The organism is Actinobaculum suis (assembly GCF_900618115.1).
In the GTDB taxonomy this organism is placed as follows: domain Bacteria; phylum Actinomycetota; class Actinomycetes; order Actinomycetales; family Actinomycetaceae; genus Actinobaculum; species Actinobaculum suis.
In genome coordinates this window covers 1,011,717-1,027,804 of record NZ_UYIO01000001.1, presented here as the reverse complement: position 1 = coordinate 1,027,804, position 16,088 = coordinate 1,011,717, and the positions used below count along the sequence as shown (strand labels likewise).

Genomic DNA, 16,088 nt, shown 5'->3' with positions numbered 1-16,088 from the left:
ATGACTACACACGTTTCTATTCCGGTTCACTCTTCGCCGGCGGGGCAGATCGTCTCCCGGGAGCTGGCAACCCGGCAGCTCGCTTCCCGAGAGCACACTTCACAAAAGGCAGCGGCTCGGCAAGCTTTTTCGCAAGGCGATGCCGGGCCGGCCAGTACCCTGGATGATGCTTCCCGGGGTGCGGGGGCCCGGCCGCGCGGGCGGGTGCGAACCTTGCTGGCACGGATGCTCCTAGCGCTGGCCTGTACCTTGGGTTTGGTGGGCTGTTCTCTGGGGGAACATTCCGCCGACGCAATTTCTGTGGGGGTACCGACGGGTTGGGATGAAGGCGTCGTCGTCTCCGCAATGTTTGCGCAAGCACTGGAAGAACAGGGGTACACGGTACGGCTCACCGATGCCGACGTTGGGTTGATTTTCGCCGCGCTTTCCAAGGGTGATATGGATTTGCTCTTGGACGTGTGGTTGCCCAATACGCACGAAAACTACCTGGAACGTTACGGGGATTCCATTGAAAGCCTCGGCGTGTGGTACGACGACGCACGGCTGGCCATCACTGTAAACAATGACGCTCCGGTGGAGTCTATTGCGGACCTGAAAGATAATGCCGGCATTTTTGGTAACCAGATTATTGGGATCGACGGCGGAGCCGGGATCACGCGCGTCGTGCAAGAAGATGCAATCCCGCAATATGATCTGGACGGCGTAATGCCGCTTAAAACCTCTTCTACCGCGGCGATGCTCGCCGAACTAGACGGGGCAATGAAAAAGGGCGAAGATATCGCAGTCACGCTGTGGACGCCGCACTGGGCCTACGGCGCGTACGATATCCGCAACCTTGAAGATCCCCTCGGTGCCATGGGCGACTCCGAAGAGCTCCACGCTTTTGGACGGACGGGCTTTGCGGAAGACCGGCCGGAAATCGCCGCCATGTTGGCCGAGTTGGAACTGACTGAAGAAGAGCTCGCGGACGCAGAAAACTATGTGCTCAACGAAAACAAGGATTTGGACCGGATGGATGCCATCAAAGCCTGGTTTGCTGATAATCCGGAAACCCGGGCCAAATTCGATGTGAATAAGAGCTAGTAGTACAAGGTATACGATCAGGAACAGCCCGCCGGCGAGGATCGTGCCCGTAAGGGTAGAAGCCAGGAGTAACGCCGGCCGGGTGCGGCGAAGCGATATAAGCAGGCCCACGCAGGGAATGGCTACGGTGACTAACACTACGGCCAGGATTTCGGGGCTGCGCAGGTCAACGCCGCTAAAGATGGATGCTGCCGCTGGGCCAAGAATTAGGCCCAGCGGCAGTCCCGTAGCAATGGAACGTTGCGGCAAATTCCCATAATGGGCGAAGAACGCCGTGGGCCCCACAATCGCCCCGCACGCTAAACCAAGAATTATCCACACGATGGCGATTCGCGCTAGTTCCGCGCTGCCCCCGCTCGGGCGCAAGTTACACATAACTGTAGCGCCGTAATAGATCAGCAAAGCGCCCAGAATCGCACCGCTTGCCACGCCCGCTGCAACCCGCCAAGACCTGGAAAACCAGCCCACCAGCACCGCGATCATGACGTACCCCAAACCAGAACTAGCTAGCTGGGTTAGTACACGTAATAAGGGGCCGGGAAAAGCCACCGCGTCATGGGCCACGGAACCAATTCCAATCAGCACCGCCAGGCCCGCCCCGAGTGCCGCGGTAAAACCACTCGGCGGATACTGTCGAGCTTTGGCAAGTAGCTTCTCCCCCGGCTCCTCAGGTATTTCGACTTCTGCAGACCGCATCTCGGTCACATTCGCCTCGCGCACGATTCAAATTATGGCACGCTTCACCGCATCGGTGCACGGATTTCCATGTTCGAGCGAGTTACATTTGGCGGCGGGCTACGATCAGCGGCGGTCTACGATCAGCGGCGATCTACGGCCAGCGGCGGTCTACGGCCAGATCCGTCCCAGTCTCCGGCCACCAGAGTATCGTCCGGGTTGCCGTAGGCATAAACCTTATCGGCCACGCCCGTTGTCAAACTGTTGCGCACGTAGACTTTGTTATCACGTACCACCGCGATCGTGTCTTTACCGTTTCCGTTCCAGTCCCCTACCAGAATCGTGTCTCCCGGTACTCCATAAGTGAACTGGAACTGGGATAGACCGCTAAACCGATTCGTGCCCAGAAATGTGTTGCCACGCCGCACCATCGGCGTATCTACACCATCCCCATTCCAATCCCCAAAAATGATTTCATCTTGCGGTTTTCCGTAGTTGACAGTCCGGTCGGCCCGTTCCTTATCCCAGCTGTTTACATATAGCGCCCCATTCTGGCTAGCAGCATCTGTCCACACACTTGCCTTCTCGCCGTCACCAGCATTAGCTCCCGGTGCGTCTTCGGGATTTTCACTAGCGGACGCGGCGCCTTCTCCGTGTGTGAGGCGGTCAAGTTCAGCTTTCGCGGAATCCACTTCTGCTTGTTTTTGTGCCAGTTCAGCTTTTGCGCTTTCGAGTGCAGATTTTGCGGCGTCTGCTTTAGCCGTTGCGGCGGCAAGGTTTGCTCTCGCGCTGGCCAAGTTCTGCCCCCGCGCATTCGGATTGTTTGCAGAAACTTCTTGCCCGCTCAGCAAATCCTCGGTTCTTTCTACTTTGAGCTGGTTTTCGTAGCTTGCCTTTTTCTGTTCCGGGCTGATCACGCTCGCACCGGGCCCCGCCGGACGCTCGTAAAATCGTCCGGACGCTTTTGCTTTTCCCACGACGCCGCAGGGTTACTCACCGTATCTGCAATCGCCGTTGGCTGGTAGAGATTATCAAACGAGAAATCATGCTGTTCTTTTTCCCGCATCGCCAGATAAGGCTTCGTATAGGCACGCAAAGTTCCGTAAGCCTCGCCCCGATCATTTTCCCGAACGGATATCGAAACTGCGACCGCCCGCGGGTAAATCGCGCTCAGAAAGCCCAGTAAGCGCCGCGGCCTCCGAAACTGCGACCGCCCGCGGGTAAATCAGCGCATCGTAATGGCCGTCCTTGGAATTGAACCAAAGCTCGAAGAATAGATCTGCCATGTTTTCCAGATCAGTGAATATCGTGGACATCACGATGTTTTCGCGGCTGTATCGCCCAATATCGTTACCTGGGAGCAAAGAATAGTCGCGACCAAACACGCCGGTATCGGCCATCCGTTGCGTGAAGTCCCGTGTTTCTTCAGCCAGAGTTCCATCAACTCGCACCACCGGCGCAATCCCCAACTGTTCACGGAAACCGTTGACGTATTCGAAAATGGTTGCTTCCGCGAGAGCGAGTTCTTCCTGGCGATTCAGTGAATCTCGGGAAACTAACTGGTGAGTTTTCTTGCCACCGGTTGCCGCCTCATAAGCGGCTTGCGCTTGTGCTTGCTCGGCGGCTGCCTGTGCGTACGCTTCTTGAGCGGATTCCACCTTCGCTTTTATTGCATCGCGCGCCGAAACAGTTGCCTCGTAGGCTGCCTGCACGGCCGCCGCGTCCGCCGTTTGCTCAATATTTTCCACTTGCGGATCTTGCGGTTCCTCCGCAAGTGTTTGCGCAACTCCCCAAAACCAGAAATTGCTATCGCGAGCACTGCAGCCACGCCGCGCTGCACATGTTTCCTGAAGTTTTTGCTCAATTCCAGCACCTTTACTTTTGCTGCACCAAGGTACCGCTACCTACAAAACGATCCCTAACGAAAAATAAGGGTGAATTATCAGAACAGGCAATGCAGGTGGCACCACTTGTTTGTTCAACGATACTGAAAAAATCGCAACATTCAGCCAAGTTGACAAGTATTTAATGTTCATGCTACTGGGTGCCGGTTTGCCGCATTTTATTCACATTACCGGCGCAAGCTGCGCAAGTCCTCACGGTGCCGCACAGCATAGGCATGCCAGGCAACTGCTACGAAAAGGAAGTGCCGGGCCAGCAGTAGAGGAACAACTTCTCCACACTATTGCTGACGGAGACGTTCGATAAAGCCGCCAATCTCGTCCACCAAGCCAGGATGGGCGCCCGGTAGTGGCGCCTCGGAGTTGACCGCAACGGCTAGACTGGCGAGCGTCTCCTCCGCAATGGAGGCCGCATTATTTATCCCCCACCGTTCGCCTTCAGCTACCAGATCAGCGCCTGTCACCAGGGCATGCTGATATATATCGTTGACCGCCAGCGCTAGCTCCCCATCGGTAGGCAGGTGAGTTTGCGGCACCATGTCGTATACGGGAGCCAATCGGAGAGATCCGTCTGGCGGGTGAAGGACAGAAATGTTCTTGGCGTGCATATCAAGGTCGCCGACGGCTACTGCCACCACGAGCTGCCGGAACAGTGTTTCTGCCAGCGCCGCGTTACCCGTCCGCCGGAAAGCGCGTGCGAGTCGTTCCAGGGTGACCACTCCACCTTGGCGTTGGTACTTCTGCACGCCGGAGGCACCAAGCACTTGGTTACCGTCCTCTTGGTGCACCCGCCCTCGCGGTGCCGCAGGATCACGGTCATAGCGTTCAATCACCAGGGCCTGTACCCCTTCGAATTCCTCGACCCAGGTGGCGTAGTCGGTCAAACCAACGAAGCGTGCTAGCCGGGCCCCGTACTCTTCGTCGTATATAAGTGTAGGAAATCGCGAATTAATAGGCTTGAGAATATGCGTGGATGGCGCTCCGTCGAGCACTCGGTTCCACGAGCCATCACCGCTACGAGCCAAAACTATCTTGTCTTGGACGCCCGCAAGTGACGTCTTTCCACCGGGCAGTTTATTTCCCAGCGGCTCTTCCGCTACTTCGGTAAGCATTCGTGCAATATCGCCGTGCGTAACGGGTTCGCATCTAGGAATCTTGGGTTCACCGGGTTCCTCTGGATCCCAGATTTGCAGAGCTCCGGCTACGTCGCGCCCAAACTGGCGGAGCAGCCCGATCACGTCATGCTCCGCCACGCGGGAGATCTGCGCTAGTCGCGTTCGCATTCGCCCTTCCGGCAACAGTTCAGCAAAAAAATTACGCCGGATGGGCGCCCGTGAACGCGTAGACCGTACTTGCAAAGGGACGGCGATCGACATCACCATTGAATCAAGGCCGAAGTGAAGCACACTAGCCGGATCGGGAACCAGGTCAAATGTACGCCAGTCGCCGCGCAATACCCCAAGCCGCTGGCCGTATAGCTCAACCACGAGGTCACCCATGGTCAACCTCATCCCGCGCTAAATCACCGTCAGGAACATTGATGGTGGCAGTAAGCTCCATGCCGGTGGCCCGCATCGCAGCAAACAGCCGTTCCATGATGATGGATGGCTTGCCAGATTCTAGCTCCCAAATATATTTCTGGGTGGTACCCAGTTGCGCTGCCAACTCGCGTTGCGTCAACCCAGCCACAAGACGGGCCTGCTGCAGTATGCGCCCGAGAGACTCCGGACCCGTGACCTTACCTTCGTACTGCATTCAATATCCCACCCCACCGCAACACTGCTCGCAAACTGACTTCGTTATGAGAGTCAGAGTATCTGACTCCATTATTGACGTCAAACACGATGACGTCATTATCCACGTCAAACGCCGTCCCGGCACTCCACCCATAGCCACTGCTGTTGGCGTCACCCGACAAACAATCACCTCGATTGAGACCGGCAAATACGTGGCTTCTCTGCCACTGGCTTACAAAATCGCTCGCTACTTTGGCTACGCCATCGAGGACGTCTTCGACTTTACCGACTTGGAGGAATCAAAATGAACGAACTCGAACAATACCGCAGCTACCTGAAGAAACGCCACACTCTCAAGCTGGCTTACATCCGCGAAACCAACGAGCGAGAAGCGGCCATTCGTGTAAAGTCCGGCAGGCCCATCATCACCGTGCTCTCCATGGCACTCGTTGGCGCTTCACTAATTGTAGGTCCATTCAGCATTCCCGCGTTCATCACCCTCCAATGCGTAGCATCATTCCAGCTCATTACCACATTCGCCCTAACTGGCTACTGGAGCCATAAACTGTGAGGCCCCGCGATACCACTAAGACGTCGCGGCGAGACATCACCTGATGGTTGCAACCTTCGGGGAAAGCTGCAACCACCTCGTCGCCTCCCTTAATGGTCACCTCCCCTTAATGACTAGAAGCCTGAACGACTTCAATCGCCGTTCAGGCTTCTTGTTGTGGAGATGCGGGGAATCGAACAAAACCGCGCGACCTTGCCGATTTGGGCGGCCCGTATCCCCGTACGTATCCCTACCAGCTATGACCCGCCGCGCGTCTGGGTCAGCCACGCCCGATACGCCTCCACGCACTCAGGCACTACCCCCAGCTCTTCCGCAATCAGGGCAATATTCGGCCCGTAAAGCTGCTCTGCTAGGGCGTATTCGGCCCCGCTGATTAGGAGCCGGGCCGCGGTGCGATCTACCAACGCCTCAACACTCGCAGGCTGTGGCCCGTCATCGCCGCGCCACGCGTGCACAAGCTCATGAGCGAGCGTCCATATTTGCCAGCGGGGCGAGGTGCGAGAATCAACTACCACAAGCCCGGTTTCATGGTAGTAGTGGCCGGAAGCGCCACTGATCGGCGCATAAACCACACACACCCCAAGTTTATAGAGCTCAGCGATGAGCTGTTCTTCCGTTGCTGGTTTCAGGCTGATTGAGGGCAACATGTAGCTACTCGCCGTCTTCGCGCTCGCGATCTGGTTGGGGGCGGTTCGCGGCCGCCCCGTATTCGTCTTGGCTTGTGGCTAGCCGGGCCCGGGCTAGAGCTTCCTCTGTGTAGGTGATCGGGTCGATCCCATCGAGCGGCGAACTGGAGGCGGCTAGTTCTTGCGCGGCGACCATCTCCTGTGCATCGCGTAGCACTTTCCACGATTGCAGGCCAAGCGCATCGCATATGGCCTCGAAATCATCTAGAAGGATGGCACGCTCACACCTCCATAAAGGCGACATTCTTGAATCTGAAATGCCGGTGCGGCGACTTATCTCCCGTAGAGAGAGCTGGTCATGAGCGTCGTTATGTGCCGCCAATATTGATATTGCGGCGCTGTTTAGCGCCCCCGGTTCTAGTTTTTTGCGCCCGGTTACGCGTGAAGGCAGTATTCTTTCCACGCCGATATGGTCCCATATGAACGCACTTGCACGCAAGGGACTTGACAGCACCCCCAAATGGGGGCATAATGGTGTCACAAGCGGGCAAGTGCCCGACTTTTAATGCAAGAGAGTCCCCCATAAGGGGGCGAGGTGAGAAAGTGGATGTTTCAGCAGAAATACGGGCCGAAATGGCCCGGCAAGGCGTAACCGTAACGGAAGTTGCCGCCGCAGCAAATGTTTCCAGGAATTGGCTATCAAGCCGAATCAACGGCCGGGTGGCAATCCGGCTAGATGACTTGGGCCTCGTGAGCCAGGCACTCAATATCCCGGCTTATGAATTCGTACGTAGAGCGTCAGAGAACCGGCGGTGTGAAGCGAAAGCCGCCTAACAGGAAAGCAAAGAAGAAGGTGAACCCATATGAGTACACAGACAGAAAACCTGCTTTCAGTAAAGCAAGTCGCAGAAAGAGTAGGGGTCCGTGAGGGCACGGTACGCCGCTGGCTACTCGCCGGCGACCTACAGGGCGTGAGGGCCGGCCGGCTCTGGAGAATCAGGCCCTACGACCTGGATAAATTTCTGGAATCTACGAGCAGGTAGCCCGATTGGAGCGAGCAGACAATGACCCATGGTGCACAGTTAGCGCTATTCGCCGATGCTCCAGCCGAAACCACCGATTCGGAGGCTACACGGGTAGAAGACCTGGACGGGCTCGAAAAATACGCATTCCTCTACACGGCCACAGCGGCCGGGAATAACAGCGGGGTCAGGTTTATGGCCACGGTAGAAGACGCCCGGAAGTGGTGTTCCTCTGACCTTTCGCGGGGCGTCATACACGGCACTCCCTGGGCCTACTTCTGGACCAGCGTCCCCGCATTCCTTGAATGCCATTGGGGTGAAGCCTATGGAGACCTGCAACATTCAACGACTGGAGTCCTGCGAGATGGCGCGATCTTGGATATGCGCCAAGCGGCCGATAGTGGCGAGTGGGATGAGCGGATCGCATCTACTGGATGCAGAAAAATCCCCTTTTCCGAAATGGGGAAACTGCTGGCTCGGTTTGGGATTACTACGCGCCTGAAAGGCAAAACCTATGCGCCGGGTAGATGACAGGAAATACGTAAAAGAAAAAGGGAACCAGCACCAAAAAACAAGGTTTCTGGTACTGGTTCCACCCATAGCAATTACAAAGCAAGGATAACACATGCAAATTTTGAAACGCGATTTTGGGTATGTGCACGCCACCTACACAATCCCCATAGACGGGGTTCGGGCGGATATCCGCCGGGCCGTGCTCGCGCAATTCGCCGCCGCTATACGCGCCCGCGGCTACGTACCAAGGGGCGTGCCAAAGTACAGCACTCGCGGGACCGTGGCCGAATGTGGGGTTGCGGTCGAGAGTCAGGATTTCCGGGCTAAAACCGAAACCATCACGATCTTGCCGCTACCGGATGGTGAGGCTAAAAAGCTGGCTGAGACCCCGCCCGCGGCGCGGCTCGTACGCGTCCCTGAAAAGGCGGCTAAGGCGGCGGTATTCCCTTGCAAGGAGTGTGGGGCGGATACGCGGCCGGCCGGGGTGCCTGAGGCGGCCTACCCGGGCACCGTTCGGGCTGGTTGTCGGGGTATGTGTGGGTGGTGTTATCGGAAGTTTTTGCGGGACCGGAAGCGACCGGCCCGCCGGAAGAAAACGCCGGCAAAGAAAACGCCGGCGGTGAAGAAACCGGAACCGTCCCTAGAAACCACCACGCCCGGGGCCGGATCGCCATATTTCGCAGGGACATGCGCCCAATGTGGGGCGGTCATGCGCGCCCCCGGCATCCCTCAAGACCGGCTCCCAAATTCTCGCACCTATGGAGGTGCGGGCCAATGCAAAAACTGTGTTACTTCGGCGAAAGGAAAACACTAATGAATAAAACCAATACCCAGGATCAGCCACTCGGGGGATTCCTAGACGACCTGACGACCGCCCGGGGCGCTCTCGAAGCACTGCTCACGGCCTTCGGTCAGCAGAGAGCCGAAATCCTCGATTTCTTCGACGAAGAATACACCACTCAGTTGGAGCGGTCTTGTAGGGATGCACACCTCGATATCTGGGAAGCAATTTCCCTACTACGCAGACCCAGCAGGGTTGAGTCGGTAGCCCGCGCCTGGCTACTCGGAGACTAGGGGTAAACGCGGTGAACATGAATGAAAACAATCCTCTGGAACACCCACTAATGGGGCTGCTAGATGACTCGACGAAGACCCTGAGAGCTTTCGAAGAGCTGTGTAGGGCTTTCATCCGGCAGGGAAACAAGATAAGCGAGGCTTACGGCGAGGAATACGCCGCGCAGATGCGACTGCACTGTAGGGATGCGCTCGTCGATATTTGGATGGCGATGGGTCAGCTACGCAAGTACACCCGCATTGCGGATATGGCACGCGCACAGCTAGATACCGATGGGGGCAATTGTGATGAGCGTTGAAAAAATGGCTATTGGGTTAGCCCTGGATGCGTACGGCAGAAATATTTATTGGCTTCAGCGGGCGCAAGGCCTGGCAAAGGCTGCCAATGAATGCCTAGATGAGGCGGACATGTGCCTCACCAATATGAACGGCGTGATGAAGAAAAAGTTTACGGAAGCGGGTGAGCCGTTCTTGACCACCCAGCTAGGAACTCGCGCTCTCACCGCTCGTAATGCGGCTTTCGAGCTTCGGGCCGGCCTGGAACGCGCGGCGCGCATCGCCTATGGGGAGGATCTGTTTTTAGCGGAGCGGGCCGCCCAACATGAACCTCGCGAGGCGGGGCGGCCAAGTTTACAGCGATTGGCAAGAAACAAGAAAAGAAGAAGGGGGTAATGCGTAATGGGTAAGAAGACTTCACCCCGCCGGCCTGACCTGACCTACCCGGCCATAGGCGGCCTAGTAGGCGGCATGGCATTCATGATCGGCGGCGCATACGCCGTAGGCGATCGATGGGAAGACCTAGGCGCGTGCCTACTCGCAGGCGTTTTAGGCATTTTGTTTTTCGGTTTTGGAATCGTATCGGCCTACGTGATCGGCCGGAAGGACGCACATCGACAGGTGCGTGAGGCTCAGCAACGCCGCCGGGCCCGGGGCCGGAAGCGGGCGGCCCGCCCGGCCCAAGAAATCAATATGACATGGCCGAAAACCACTAAGGAAGGAAACAGCGATGAGTAAATATGCTTTCACGCCACATATCGAGGATTGCCCACATATCGGGGAAATGCGGGGCTGGCTAGAACTGCAAATGCAGGAAACCGCGGCCAAGAAAATTCAGGGCCGGCGCGCGAAAACCACGCGCAAAAGGTGGCGGCCTTTCTTTACTCGCAGGCAGGCGGCATGAAAAATGAGTGACATCGTGTTTTCGCCGGGCCTGGTAAGGCTCAGATTCGCAATAAACGACCTCACCGATGATCGGAAGGCGTTGATTTATGAGGCCCGTAAAACCGCGCGGCGAATCGTGCGCGCAATGGGTTTCCTACCGAATGGTGAGAAAACAACATTTTTCGGAACCAGTCTCTATATGGACATTCGGGTGAAAAACCCTGATCACGTGCCGCCTATCGAGATTGCTGGATACGAATTTTTTGGGGAAGGAATAGAACTCCCCAAAATTGAAACTTTATAGGAGAAGAAAATAATGGCTGATCAGATCGAAATAACAAGCGTAGAACAAGCACTCGGAATTGTAGCGTTAGGGAAATTTGCGGAAAAAGCGGCCCTCACGGATGAAGCAAAAACCCTAGTAAAACGCGCCCGGATGTATTTGGAAGCGCACATGAGTCCCGGGGACCGGCGCGTAGTAGGCGACGACCTAGCTACAGTTTCCAGGCAAAAAACTTCAGAACGATATGTGATACGGGATGAAAAAGCTTTTGGCGACTGGCTAGAAGAAGAGCGAAAAGTCCCAGAAGTTTGGCAGATGCGCGTTCACAAGTCTTTTACTTCCCCTGCTTATCTAGCCTCATTGAAAACCTCGCTCGATGCCGAAGGGAATGGGGAAATCCCGCCGGGCGTCGAAATCGAAGAATCCGGCGGCTACGTCACTTCTCGCCTATCGGATAAGCAAATGAAAAATATGGAGGCCGCGGTCGAGTCAGCACGCCGGCTAAATGCGGCGTGGAGCGCGTTTAATGCGGAATTCCGGGCCATCGAAAGCGAAACCGAAAGCAATACCGAAAACGACGAAACCAGTGAAGAAGGTGAAACCAAATGAGCGAAACCGCAGGTAGTGTAGTTGAAATCAGGGAAGACCAAACCGAATTTAATACCGCTCAGATTACGGCGCTGGATTTGCAGGGAGCTTCCCGCGCCGATCTAGCGATCTTCTTCCACCAAGTTAGGCGTACAGGCCTGGACCCTTTCGCCCGGCAAATATATATGATCCCCCGCTCTACGTGGAACGCGCAAACCCGCCAGCGAGAAATGAAATATACGATTCAGACCGGGATCGACGGTTTCAGGGTGATTGCGCGGCGCGCCGCAAGCCAGGCCGGTGGTACTTATTCTTATTCTGCTACCGAGTATTGCGGGCCTAATGGGCAATGGCGAGATGTATGGCTAGATAAGGAGCCGCCGCTCGCCGCCCGCGTCACCGTATACCGGGACGGACAACCATTCCCAGCGGTGGCACTGTTGAGCGAGTATGCAGGGCGTACCGGTGATGGGCGGCTAACCACCATGTGGCGGACCAAGCCCGCGATCATGCTAGGCAAATGCGCCGAAGCACTAGCTCTACGGAAAGCGTTCCCACAGGACCTTTCCGGGCTATATACGGATGATGAGATGACGCAGGCAGATAATCCGGCCGTGCAGGACCACCAAACCGCGCCCCAACCGGCTCAGCCTACGGTACAGGTGGAAAACCCACCGGCCGCCCCCACCGCCCCGAACAGCGGCGCGGCCCCGCGTCAGACTCCCAGCGACGAAGAATACGAAGACGCCGAAATAATGCTCACCGCCACGCAGGTAGAAACCCTAGAAGCACAAGTTGAGGCGCTACGGCTCAGCTCTGGGAAAATGACCGCCGCCGTGCAATGGGCCTCCAGGCACCGTACCCGCCGCCTGGAAGAGCTAACCGAGGATGAGGCAGATCGGCTGATCGGTTTCCTTCATACGAAGGTTGAAGAGATCAACCAACAGGCACAGCAAGCGCAAGCACAGCAAGCGCAAGCGCAAGCGCAAGCGGGTGAAGGCAATGCTTAGACCGGTACCGGCGGCGTATGCGCGGCGCGATGACCCGGTGACCTCGTGGCAGGCCGCCGCATCACTCTCCGATGACGCAGTGAGCGGGTCCCGGCGGTGGGTGCTAGGCACGCTTCGTGAAAGCGGCCCTGCAACCGTAGAGCAGCTTTGCAGGGGTATTCCTCGCGAGGGCGGGTTCCCGAAATGGACAGAACAACGCATCCGGTCTGCTTGCTCAGAGCTAGAAAAATGCGGCCTGACCTTCCGGTATTCGGAAGATGGAGTTAGCCGGCGGGGCCGAAAATGCACCATATGGGCGGCTAGCGACCACCAGGAAAAGCTAACAGAAAGGAGGTGCGCATAGCGTGGCCGCCCCCGAAACAACCGATAACAATACGGCACGGCGCATAACTTTCACTGTTCCGCGGGAGTGGTGGATATCGGCCAACAGCAGGATGCACTGGGCTAACCGGGCCGCTCGGACGCGCACGCTTCGAGGCTATGCCCGCCTGGAAACCAGACGGCAAAACCTGACACGCGTGAACCCGCCCGTGAGAGTGGTGGCGCATATCGGCTACCCAACCCGCCGAAAAGCAGACCCCGCCAACGCGGCCCCTACCGTGAAGGCCCTGATAGACGGCCTAACCGACGCCGGTGTGTGGCCTGACGACTCCTCGGAGTATTTGATCGGCCCCGATTTCCGACGAGACCCAGACCCGGCCGGGAAAGGCACCTACCGGGTGAGGCTAGAAATCATCACCATAGACAAAGAGACAGGAAGGAGGTGAATTCACCGTGGCGCGCATTAGAACCATCAAGCCGGAATTCTTCTCATCCCCCTCTGTGGCGAAAGCAAGCCCCCTAGCTCGGCTCACCTACATAGGAATGTGGACGTGGGCGGATGATAGCGGGGTGGGCACTCTGAATGAAAAAGAGCTTGAGGGGTATATCTTCCCGAATGATGATCTGGCAGAGCTCACAAATGCCGGCGGCGGAAGTTGCGGGCATGTTCCGCCGACGAGCGGCGGAAGTTGCGGGCATGTTCCGCCGACGAGCGGCGGAAGTTGCGGGCATGTTCCGCCGACGAGCGGCGGAAGTTGCGGGCATGTTCCGCCGACGAGCGGCGGAAGCTCCGAGATTTTCCGCCGCTTGGTGGCGGAAGTTGCGGACTGCTTCGAATTGGAGTTTTACAGATCCGAAAAGCGCCCCTACTACCGATTGGTGAACTTCGATAAGCATCAGCGGGTTGAGCGCAAGTCGCGGGCCCGCTACCCCGGCCCGGAGGCCGCTGACGACGGCGAGATTTTCGCATCATATCGCGACTTTCTAGGGGAATCACGGAAGTTGCAGGCATCTTCCGCCGACGAGCGGCGGAACTTGCGGACATCTTCCGCCGCTGGAACAGGGGAACAGGGGAACAGGGGAACAGGGGAACAGAGATATATGCACACCGCGCCGCAAGCGGCGGGTGCGCCTGACTCTCAACCCGGTCCCAGCTCACTCCCAGCAGGAAATGAGCCAGCTCAACCCGGCCCCGAAAAAGAGCCAGGGGCGGAACTCGTTCAGGGTCAGCTTCCAGGAACCCAAACCGATCGGGCACGCGAGTACTCGGCAGAGTTTGAGGAATTCTGGGCGGCCTACCCGGTACGCAAAGGCAAAGCCCGCGCTTTCGAGGCTTTCAAAAAGGCCCGCAAAAAAGTAGCCCAAAAAACCCTGGTCGAGGCCGCGGCCCGGTATGCCGATTGGGTCCAGGCCCGCGGCATAGAAAATCCGAAATGGGCGCAAGGCTGGCTAAATGATGAGCGGTGGGCGGATGAGCTTGACTTCGCCACGGCCCGGCCGCCGTCGAGAGCGGCGCAATGGCTGGAGGCGGGCTACCAGCTCGCCGCTGAGCAGGAAGCGCAAGCCCGCGGGCCTGATCCGTGGGAAATCCCGATAGGAGAAATCGATCTGGAAGGAGCTGACCCGTGGGCGTCTCTACCGAGTTAGCGGCCACAATCCTCGCCTATGCCGCCGCCGTCGATAATCGGCAGGTGAGCCGTGAAGCAATCCTCGCGTGGGCATCGGCCCTACCCGATTGGCTCACTGCTGACCTGGCACGGGCCGCGATCGACGAACACCGGCGCACCTCGACGGAATACCTGCAGCCGGCCCACATCGTGAGCCTGGCACGCACCTATCGCGACGAACGGCGACGGGCCCGCGAGCGCGAGGAATTTAGGGCGGGGCGGCGGTTGATCGAGCAGGCCCCGGGGCGGCGGGGTTGCCCGCCGGAGATCAAGGCGCGAATGGAAGATTTGTTTGCTTCTTTGCAAACAGAAACAAAATAATCAATAACCAGGAAGGATACACACGATGAGAAGTGTTTTTGTTGGAAATCTTGGGCAAACCCCCGAGGCGTTCACCGTGAACAGCGGCGAAACGAAGACCCAGCTGAGCCTCGCGGTAACCCCACGCACGCGGGACCGCAAAACCGGCGAATGGTCGGATTTGGGCGCCCCGGTATGGCTACAGGCCGATTTTTGGGGCACGGACGCGAATACGGTGCTCGACTACGATTTACAGCGCGGGCAGCGCGTCGTGGTGAGTGGTGAGCTTGGACGGCGCGAATACCAGCGGCGCGACGGGACCCCGGGCGCAACAATGACCATCGAACGGCCCCGCCTGGAAGGGTTTCTTCCTCCTCGTTCGGCTTACACCCCTCAATATGGGGGCCAGCAGGCCCGTGGAGCGGCGAACAGTGGTGCTCCTATGCAGGGGTGCCAGGGCGGTGGTCAAAACGCGGCACAGGGCAATTGGGGCGGTTCTGGCGGGGTGGTGAATAACGCGCCCGCCGGTGGAAGTGCTAGCGACCCATGGGCAACCCAACCACAACAGCAATCGCAAGCACCGTCCCAAGGACAGCAACAAACGATGTGGGATGAGCAACCGCCCTTTTAAGCCCCACCCCTAAATGTATAAATATGCAAAAAATGTGGAAGCGCGGGACTGAACCCACCAACCGGATCAGCCCCGCGCCTACACCACCAAACCAGGGAGCGAGAGCAGGAAAAGGTACCCAATGGAAAACACGCGAGCCGGGATTACGCCCGATCGGCAAGCCCGCATCATCCTAGAGCAGATCGCCGTACTGCTCACCGAAGCACAAGCTTCCACCGCGGAAATACACGCAAGCCTATACGGCCCTCGGTCCACTCCATCCCGGCCTATAGCCACTACCCCACGGCCCGCCCCCGATCAGCTTCCATTCGGCCTAGACCGCGTAACCGACGACTGGGAAACCGGCGCGGTGCGTACACCCGCCGGGTGCATCGAAATCCTTAGCGAGGTAGCTGACGATTGGGCGGAAAACCTAGGCTACACGCGCCCCACCACCACGCCCGTATGCGAGTGGCTAGCAGACACCACAGAACACGCCTACAACCGCCTAGAGCCGGAAGCGTGGGCGGCTACGATCGGAGAAATCCAACGCGTATACGCAATCGCCACCCGGCTCGCAGGCCTACACCCAGAAACCACCAACCACACATGCCCCAACGACGGCACAAGACTAGAACGCTACCCGCTCGACGATGGATTCACAGACTGGGAAATATGCCCCACATGCGGCACGCCCTGGACCCGGGCCACCTACACGAAAGCCGTAAACACACGCCTAAGGCTAGAGATGATCGGCACCCCACCAGACACATGGATACCCCGCGCGCAAGCCGCCACCCTACTCGGTATCCCCCGCGCCATACTCGATACGAACGTACACCGCGGCCGGCTACAATCAAGAGCAGGAAAAATAAACCTGCGACAAGCCGCAACGCTTGCACGCAACCAGAAGAAGTAGATGTGTTATATTTCCAAGTGGGCAAGTG

The 16,088-nt window shown here is 57.7% G+C and carries 24 protein-coding genes; 18 read left to right on the top strand and 6 right to left on the bottom strand.

The window, feature by feature from the left end:
* Entirely contained in the window at window positions 1–1,083 is a 1,083-nt protein-coding gene (locus tag H8274_RS04215; protein WP_221884766.1) for a glycine betaine ABC transporter substrate-binding protein, read from the top strand.
* Window positions 1,084–1,901: 818 nt separating this feature from the next.
* Here H8274_RS04215 and H8274_RS04210 read toward each other — a convergent pair.
* The 4 genes from H8274_RS04210 to H8274_RS04195 form a co-directional block, all read right to left on the bottom strand.
* Entirely contained in the window at window positions 1,902–2,675 is a 774-nt protein-coding gene (locus tag H8274_RS04210; protein ID WP_185933932.1) for a hypothetical protein, read from the bottom strand.
* A 201-nt stretch (window positions 2,676–2,876) separates the two neighbouring features.
* Complete coding sequence (locus H8274_RS04205) at window positions 2,877–3,506, bottom strand: CAP domain-containing protein (RefSeq protein ID WP_185933931.1); 630 nt, start codon at window positions 3,504–3,506, stop codon at window positions 2,877–2,879.
* Between the two features lie 434 nt (window positions 3,507–3,940).
* The gene (locus tag H8274_RS04200) at window positions 3,941–5,158 is read right to left on the bottom strand and encodes a type II toxin-antitoxin system HipA family toxin (RefSeq protein WP_185933930.1); all 1,218 of its coding nucleotides are present in this window, start codon (window positions 5,156–5,158) and stop codon (window positions 3,941–3,943) included.
* On the bottom strand, window positions 5,151–5,414 hold the full coding sequence (locus tag H8274_RS04195; RefSeq protein ID WP_049619307.1) for a helix-turn-helix domain-containing protein: 264 nt from the start codon (window positions 5,412–5,414) through the stop codon (window positions 5,151–5,153). Before H8274_RS04195 ends, H8274_RS04200 begins: the two co-directional genes overlap by 8 nt.
* 46 nt (window positions 5,415–5,460) lie before the next feature.
* On the opposite strand from H8274_RS04195, the gene H8274_RS04190 reads away from it, so the two are divergent.
* Both H8274_RS04190 and H8274_RS04185 read left to right on the top strand, forming a co-directional pair.
* Window positions 5,461–5,703, top strand: coding sequence for a helix-turn-helix transcriptional regulator (locus tag H8274_RS04190; RefSeq protein ID WP_185933929.1), 243 nt, complete (start codon window positions 5,461–5,463; stop codon window positions 5,701–5,703).
* Window positions 5,700–5,966, top strand: a complete 267-nt coding sequence (locus tag H8274_RS04185) for a hypothetical protein (RefSeq protein ID WP_185933928.1) — start codon at window positions 5,700–5,702, stop codon at window positions 5,964–5,966. Before H8274_RS04190 ends, H8274_RS04185 begins: the two co-directional genes overlap by 4 nt.
* A gap of 236 nt (window positions 5,967–6,202) precedes the next feature.
* Here the strand turns inward: H8274_RS04185 and H8274_RS04180 are convergent, their stop codons facing one another.
* The gene (locus H8274_RS04180; protein ID WP_185933927.1) at window positions 6,203–6,613 is read right to left on the bottom strand and encodes an ImmA/IrrE family metallo-endopeptidase; all 411 of its coding nucleotides are present in this window, start codon (window positions 6,611–6,613) and stop codon (window positions 6,203–6,205) included.
* A gap of 4 nt (window positions 6,614–6,617) precedes the next feature.
* On the bottom strand, window positions 6,618–7,055 hold the full coding sequence (locus H8274_RS10010; protein ID WP_185933926.1) for a helix-turn-helix domain-containing protein: 438 nt from the start codon (window positions 7,053–7,055) through the stop codon (window positions 6,618–6,620).
* 140 nt (window positions 7,056–7,195) lie between these two features.
* Between H8274_RS10010 and H8274_RS04170 the strand changes: the two genes are divergently transcribed.
* The 15 genes from H8274_RS04170 (at window position 7,196) to H8274_RS04100 (ending at window position 16,060) form a co-directional block, all read left to right on the top strand.
* Window positions 7,196–7,426: a helix-turn-helix domain-containing protein gene (locus H8274_RS04170; RefSeq protein ID WP_185933925.1), complete on the top strand. Its 231-nt coding sequence runs from the start codon at window positions 7,196–7,198 to the stop codon at window positions 7,424–7,426.
* A 29-nt stretch (window positions 7,427–7,455) separates the two neighbouring features.
* On the top strand, window positions 7,456–7,635 hold the full coding sequence (locus H8274_RS04165) for a helix-turn-helix domain-containing protein (protein WP_185933924.1): 180 nt from the start codon (window positions 7,456–7,458) through the stop codon (window positions 7,633–7,635).
* 21 nt (window positions 7,636–7,656) lie between these two features.
* Complete coding sequence (locus H8274_RS04160) at window positions 7,657–8,145, top strand: hypothetical protein (RefSeq protein ID WP_185933923.1); 489 nt, start codon at window positions 7,657–7,659, stop codon at window positions 8,143–8,145.
* Window positions 8,146–8,940: 795 nt separating this feature from the next.
* Window positions 8,941–9,201, top strand: coding sequence for a hypothetical protein (locus H8274_RS04155; protein WP_185933922.1), 261 nt, complete (start codon window positions 8,941–8,943; stop codon window positions 9,199–9,201).
* A 17-nt stretch (window positions 9,202–9,218) separates the two neighbouring features.
* Window positions 9,219–9,500, top strand: a complete 282-nt coding sequence (locus H8274_RS04150) for a hypothetical protein (protein ID WP_185933921.1) — start codon at window positions 9,219–9,221, stop codon at window positions 9,498–9,500.
* Window positions 9,490–9,873 (top strand): hypothetical protein, encoded by a 384-nt coding sequence (locus H8274_RS04145; protein ID WP_185933920.1) that lies wholly within the window; start codon window positions 9,490–9,492, stop codon window positions 9,871–9,873. The genes H8274_RS04150 and H8274_RS04145 overlap by 11 nt, the downstream gene beginning before the upstream one ends.
* A gap of 6 nt (window positions 9,874–9,879) precedes the next feature.
* Window positions 9,880–10,215 carry a hypothetical protein gene (locus H8274_RS04140; RefSeq protein WP_185933919.1) on the top strand — a complete coding sequence of 112 codons (336 nt, stop codon included), beginning with the start codon at window positions 9,880–9,882 and terminating at the stop codon, window positions 10,213–10,215.
* Window positions 10,208–10,381, top strand: coding sequence for a hypothetical protein (locus tag H8274_RS04135; protein WP_156181409.1), 174 nt, complete (start codon window positions 10,208–10,210; stop codon window positions 10,379–10,381). The genes H8274_RS04140 and H8274_RS04135 overlap by 8 nt, the downstream gene beginning before the upstream one ends.
* A gap of 3 nt (window positions 10,382–10,384) precedes the next feature.
* A complete protein-coding gene (locus tag H8274_RS04130; RefSeq protein ID WP_185933918.1) occupies window positions 10,385–10,666 on the top strand; it encodes a hypothetical protein in 282 nt (93 codons plus the stop codon).
* 12 nt (window positions 10,667–10,678) lie between these two features.
* The gene (locus H8274_RS04125; protein WP_185933917.1) at window positions 10,679–11,254 is read left to right on the top strand and encodes a hypothetical protein; all 576 of its coding nucleotides are present in this window, start codon (window positions 10,679–10,681) and stop codon (window positions 11,252–11,254) included.
* The gene (bet, locus tag H8274_RS04120; RefSeq protein WP_185933916.1) at window positions 11,251–12,243 is read left to right on the top strand and encodes a phage recombination protein Bet; all 993 of its coding nucleotides are present in this window, start codon (window positions 11,251–11,253) and stop codon (window positions 12,241–12,243) included. Before H8274_RS04125 ends, bet begins: the two co-directional genes overlap by 4 nt.
* Window positions 12,244–13,017: 774 nt before the next feature.
* Window positions 13,018–14,211, top strand: coding sequence for a hypothetical protein (locus H8274_RS04115; protein WP_185933915.1), 1,194 nt, complete (start codon window positions 13,018–13,020; stop codon window positions 14,209–14,211).
* Window positions 14,190–14,552, top strand: a complete 363-nt coding sequence (locus tag H8274_RS04110) for a hypothetical protein (RefSeq protein WP_185933914.1) — start codon at window positions 14,190–14,192, stop codon at window positions 14,550–14,552. The genes H8274_RS04115 and H8274_RS04110 overlap by 22 nt, the downstream gene beginning before the upstream one ends.
* Window positions 14,553–14,577: 25 nt before the next feature.
* Window positions 14,578–15,162, top strand: a complete 585-nt coding sequence (ssb, locus tag H8274_RS04105; RefSeq protein ID WP_185933913.1) for a single-stranded DNA-binding protein — start codon at window positions 14,578–14,580, stop codon at window positions 15,160–15,162.
* Window positions 15,163–15,283: 121 nt separating this feature from the next.
* Complete coding sequence (locus H8274_RS04100; RefSeq protein ID WP_185933912.1) at window positions 15,284–16,060, top strand: hypothetical protein; 777 nt, start codon at window positions 15,284–15,286, stop codon at window positions 16,058–16,060.
* Window positions 16,061–16,088: the final 28 nt, after the last annotated feature.

What these genes read in the sequence shown, in the direction of transcription:
- H8274_RS04160 (WP_185933923.1), top strand. Translation starts at nt 7,657, where the DNA reads ATGACCCATGGTGCACAGTTAGCGCTATTCGCCGATGCTCCAGCCGAA.
- H8274_RS04215 (WP_221884766.1), top strand. Translation starts at nt 1, where the DNA reads ATGACTACACACGTTTCTATTCCGGTTCACTCTTCGCCGGCGGGGCAG.
- H8274_RS04180 (WP_185933927.1), bottom strand. Translation starts at nt 6,613, where the DNA reads ATGTTGCCCTCAATCAGCCTGAAACCAGCAACGGAAGAACAGCTCATC.
- H8274_RS04190 (WP_185933929.1), top strand. Translation starts at nt 5,461, where the DNA reads ATGAGAGTCAGAGTATCTGACTCCATTATTGACGTCAAACACGATGAC.
- H8274_RS04185 (WP_185933928.1), top strand. Translation starts at nt 5,700, where the DNA reads ATGAACGAACTCGAACAATACCGCAGCTACCTGAAGAAACGCCACACT.
- H8274_RS04140 (WP_185933919.1), top strand. Translation starts at nt 9,880, where the DNA reads ATGGGTAAGAAGACTTCACCCCGCCGGCCTGACCTGACCTACCCGGCC.
- H8274_RS04130 (WP_185933918.1), top strand. Translation starts at nt 10,385, where the DNA reads ATGAGTGACATCGTGTTTTCGCCGGGCCTGGTAAGGCTCAGATTCGCA.
- H8274_RS04155 (WP_185933922.1), top strand. Translation starts at nt 8,941, where the DNA reads ATGAATAAAACCAATACCCAGGATCAGCCACTCGGGGGATTCCTAGAC.
- H8274_RS04195 (WP_049619307.1), bottom strand. Translation starts at nt 5,414, where the DNA reads ATGCAGTACGAAGGTAAGGTCACGGGTCCGGAGTCTCTCGGGCGCATA.
- H8274_RS04200 (WP_185933930.1), bottom strand. Translation starts at nt 5,158, where the DNA reads ATGGGTGACCTCGTGGTTGAGCTATACGGCCAGCGGCTTGGGGTATTG.
- H8274_RS04150 (WP_185933921.1), top strand. Translation starts at nt 9,219, where the DNA reads ATGAATGAAAACAATCCTCTGGAACACCCACTAATGGGGCTGCTAGAT.
- bet (WP_185933916.1), top strand. Translation starts at nt 11,251, where the DNA reads ATGAGCGAAACCGCAGGTAGTGTAGTTGAAATCAGGGAAGACCAAACC.
- H8274_RS04135 (WP_156181409.1), top strand. Translation starts at nt 10,208, where the DNA reads ATGAGTAAATATGCTTTCACGCCACATATCGAGGATTGCCCACATATC.
- ssb (WP_185933913.1), top strand. Translation starts at nt 14,578, where the DNA reads ATGAGAAGTGTTTTTGTTGGAAATCTTGGGCAAACCCCCGAGGCGTTC.
- H8274_RS04100 (WP_185933912.1), top strand. Translation starts at nt 15,284, where the DNA reads ATGGAAAACACGCGAGCCGGGATTACGCCCGATCGGCAAGCCCGCATC.
- H8274_RS04125 (WP_185933917.1), top strand. Translation starts at nt 10,679, where the DNA reads ATGGCTGATCAGATCGAAATAACAAGCGTAGAACAAGCACTCGGAATT.
- H8274_RS04145 (WP_185933920.1), top strand. Translation starts at nt 9,490, where the DNA reads ATGAGCGTTGAAAAAATGGCTATTGGGTTAGCCCTGGATGCGTACGGC.
- H8274_RS04165 (WP_185933924.1), top strand. Translation starts at nt 7,456, where the DNA reads ATGAGTACACAGACAGAAAACCTGCTTTCAGTAAAGCAAGTCGCAGAA.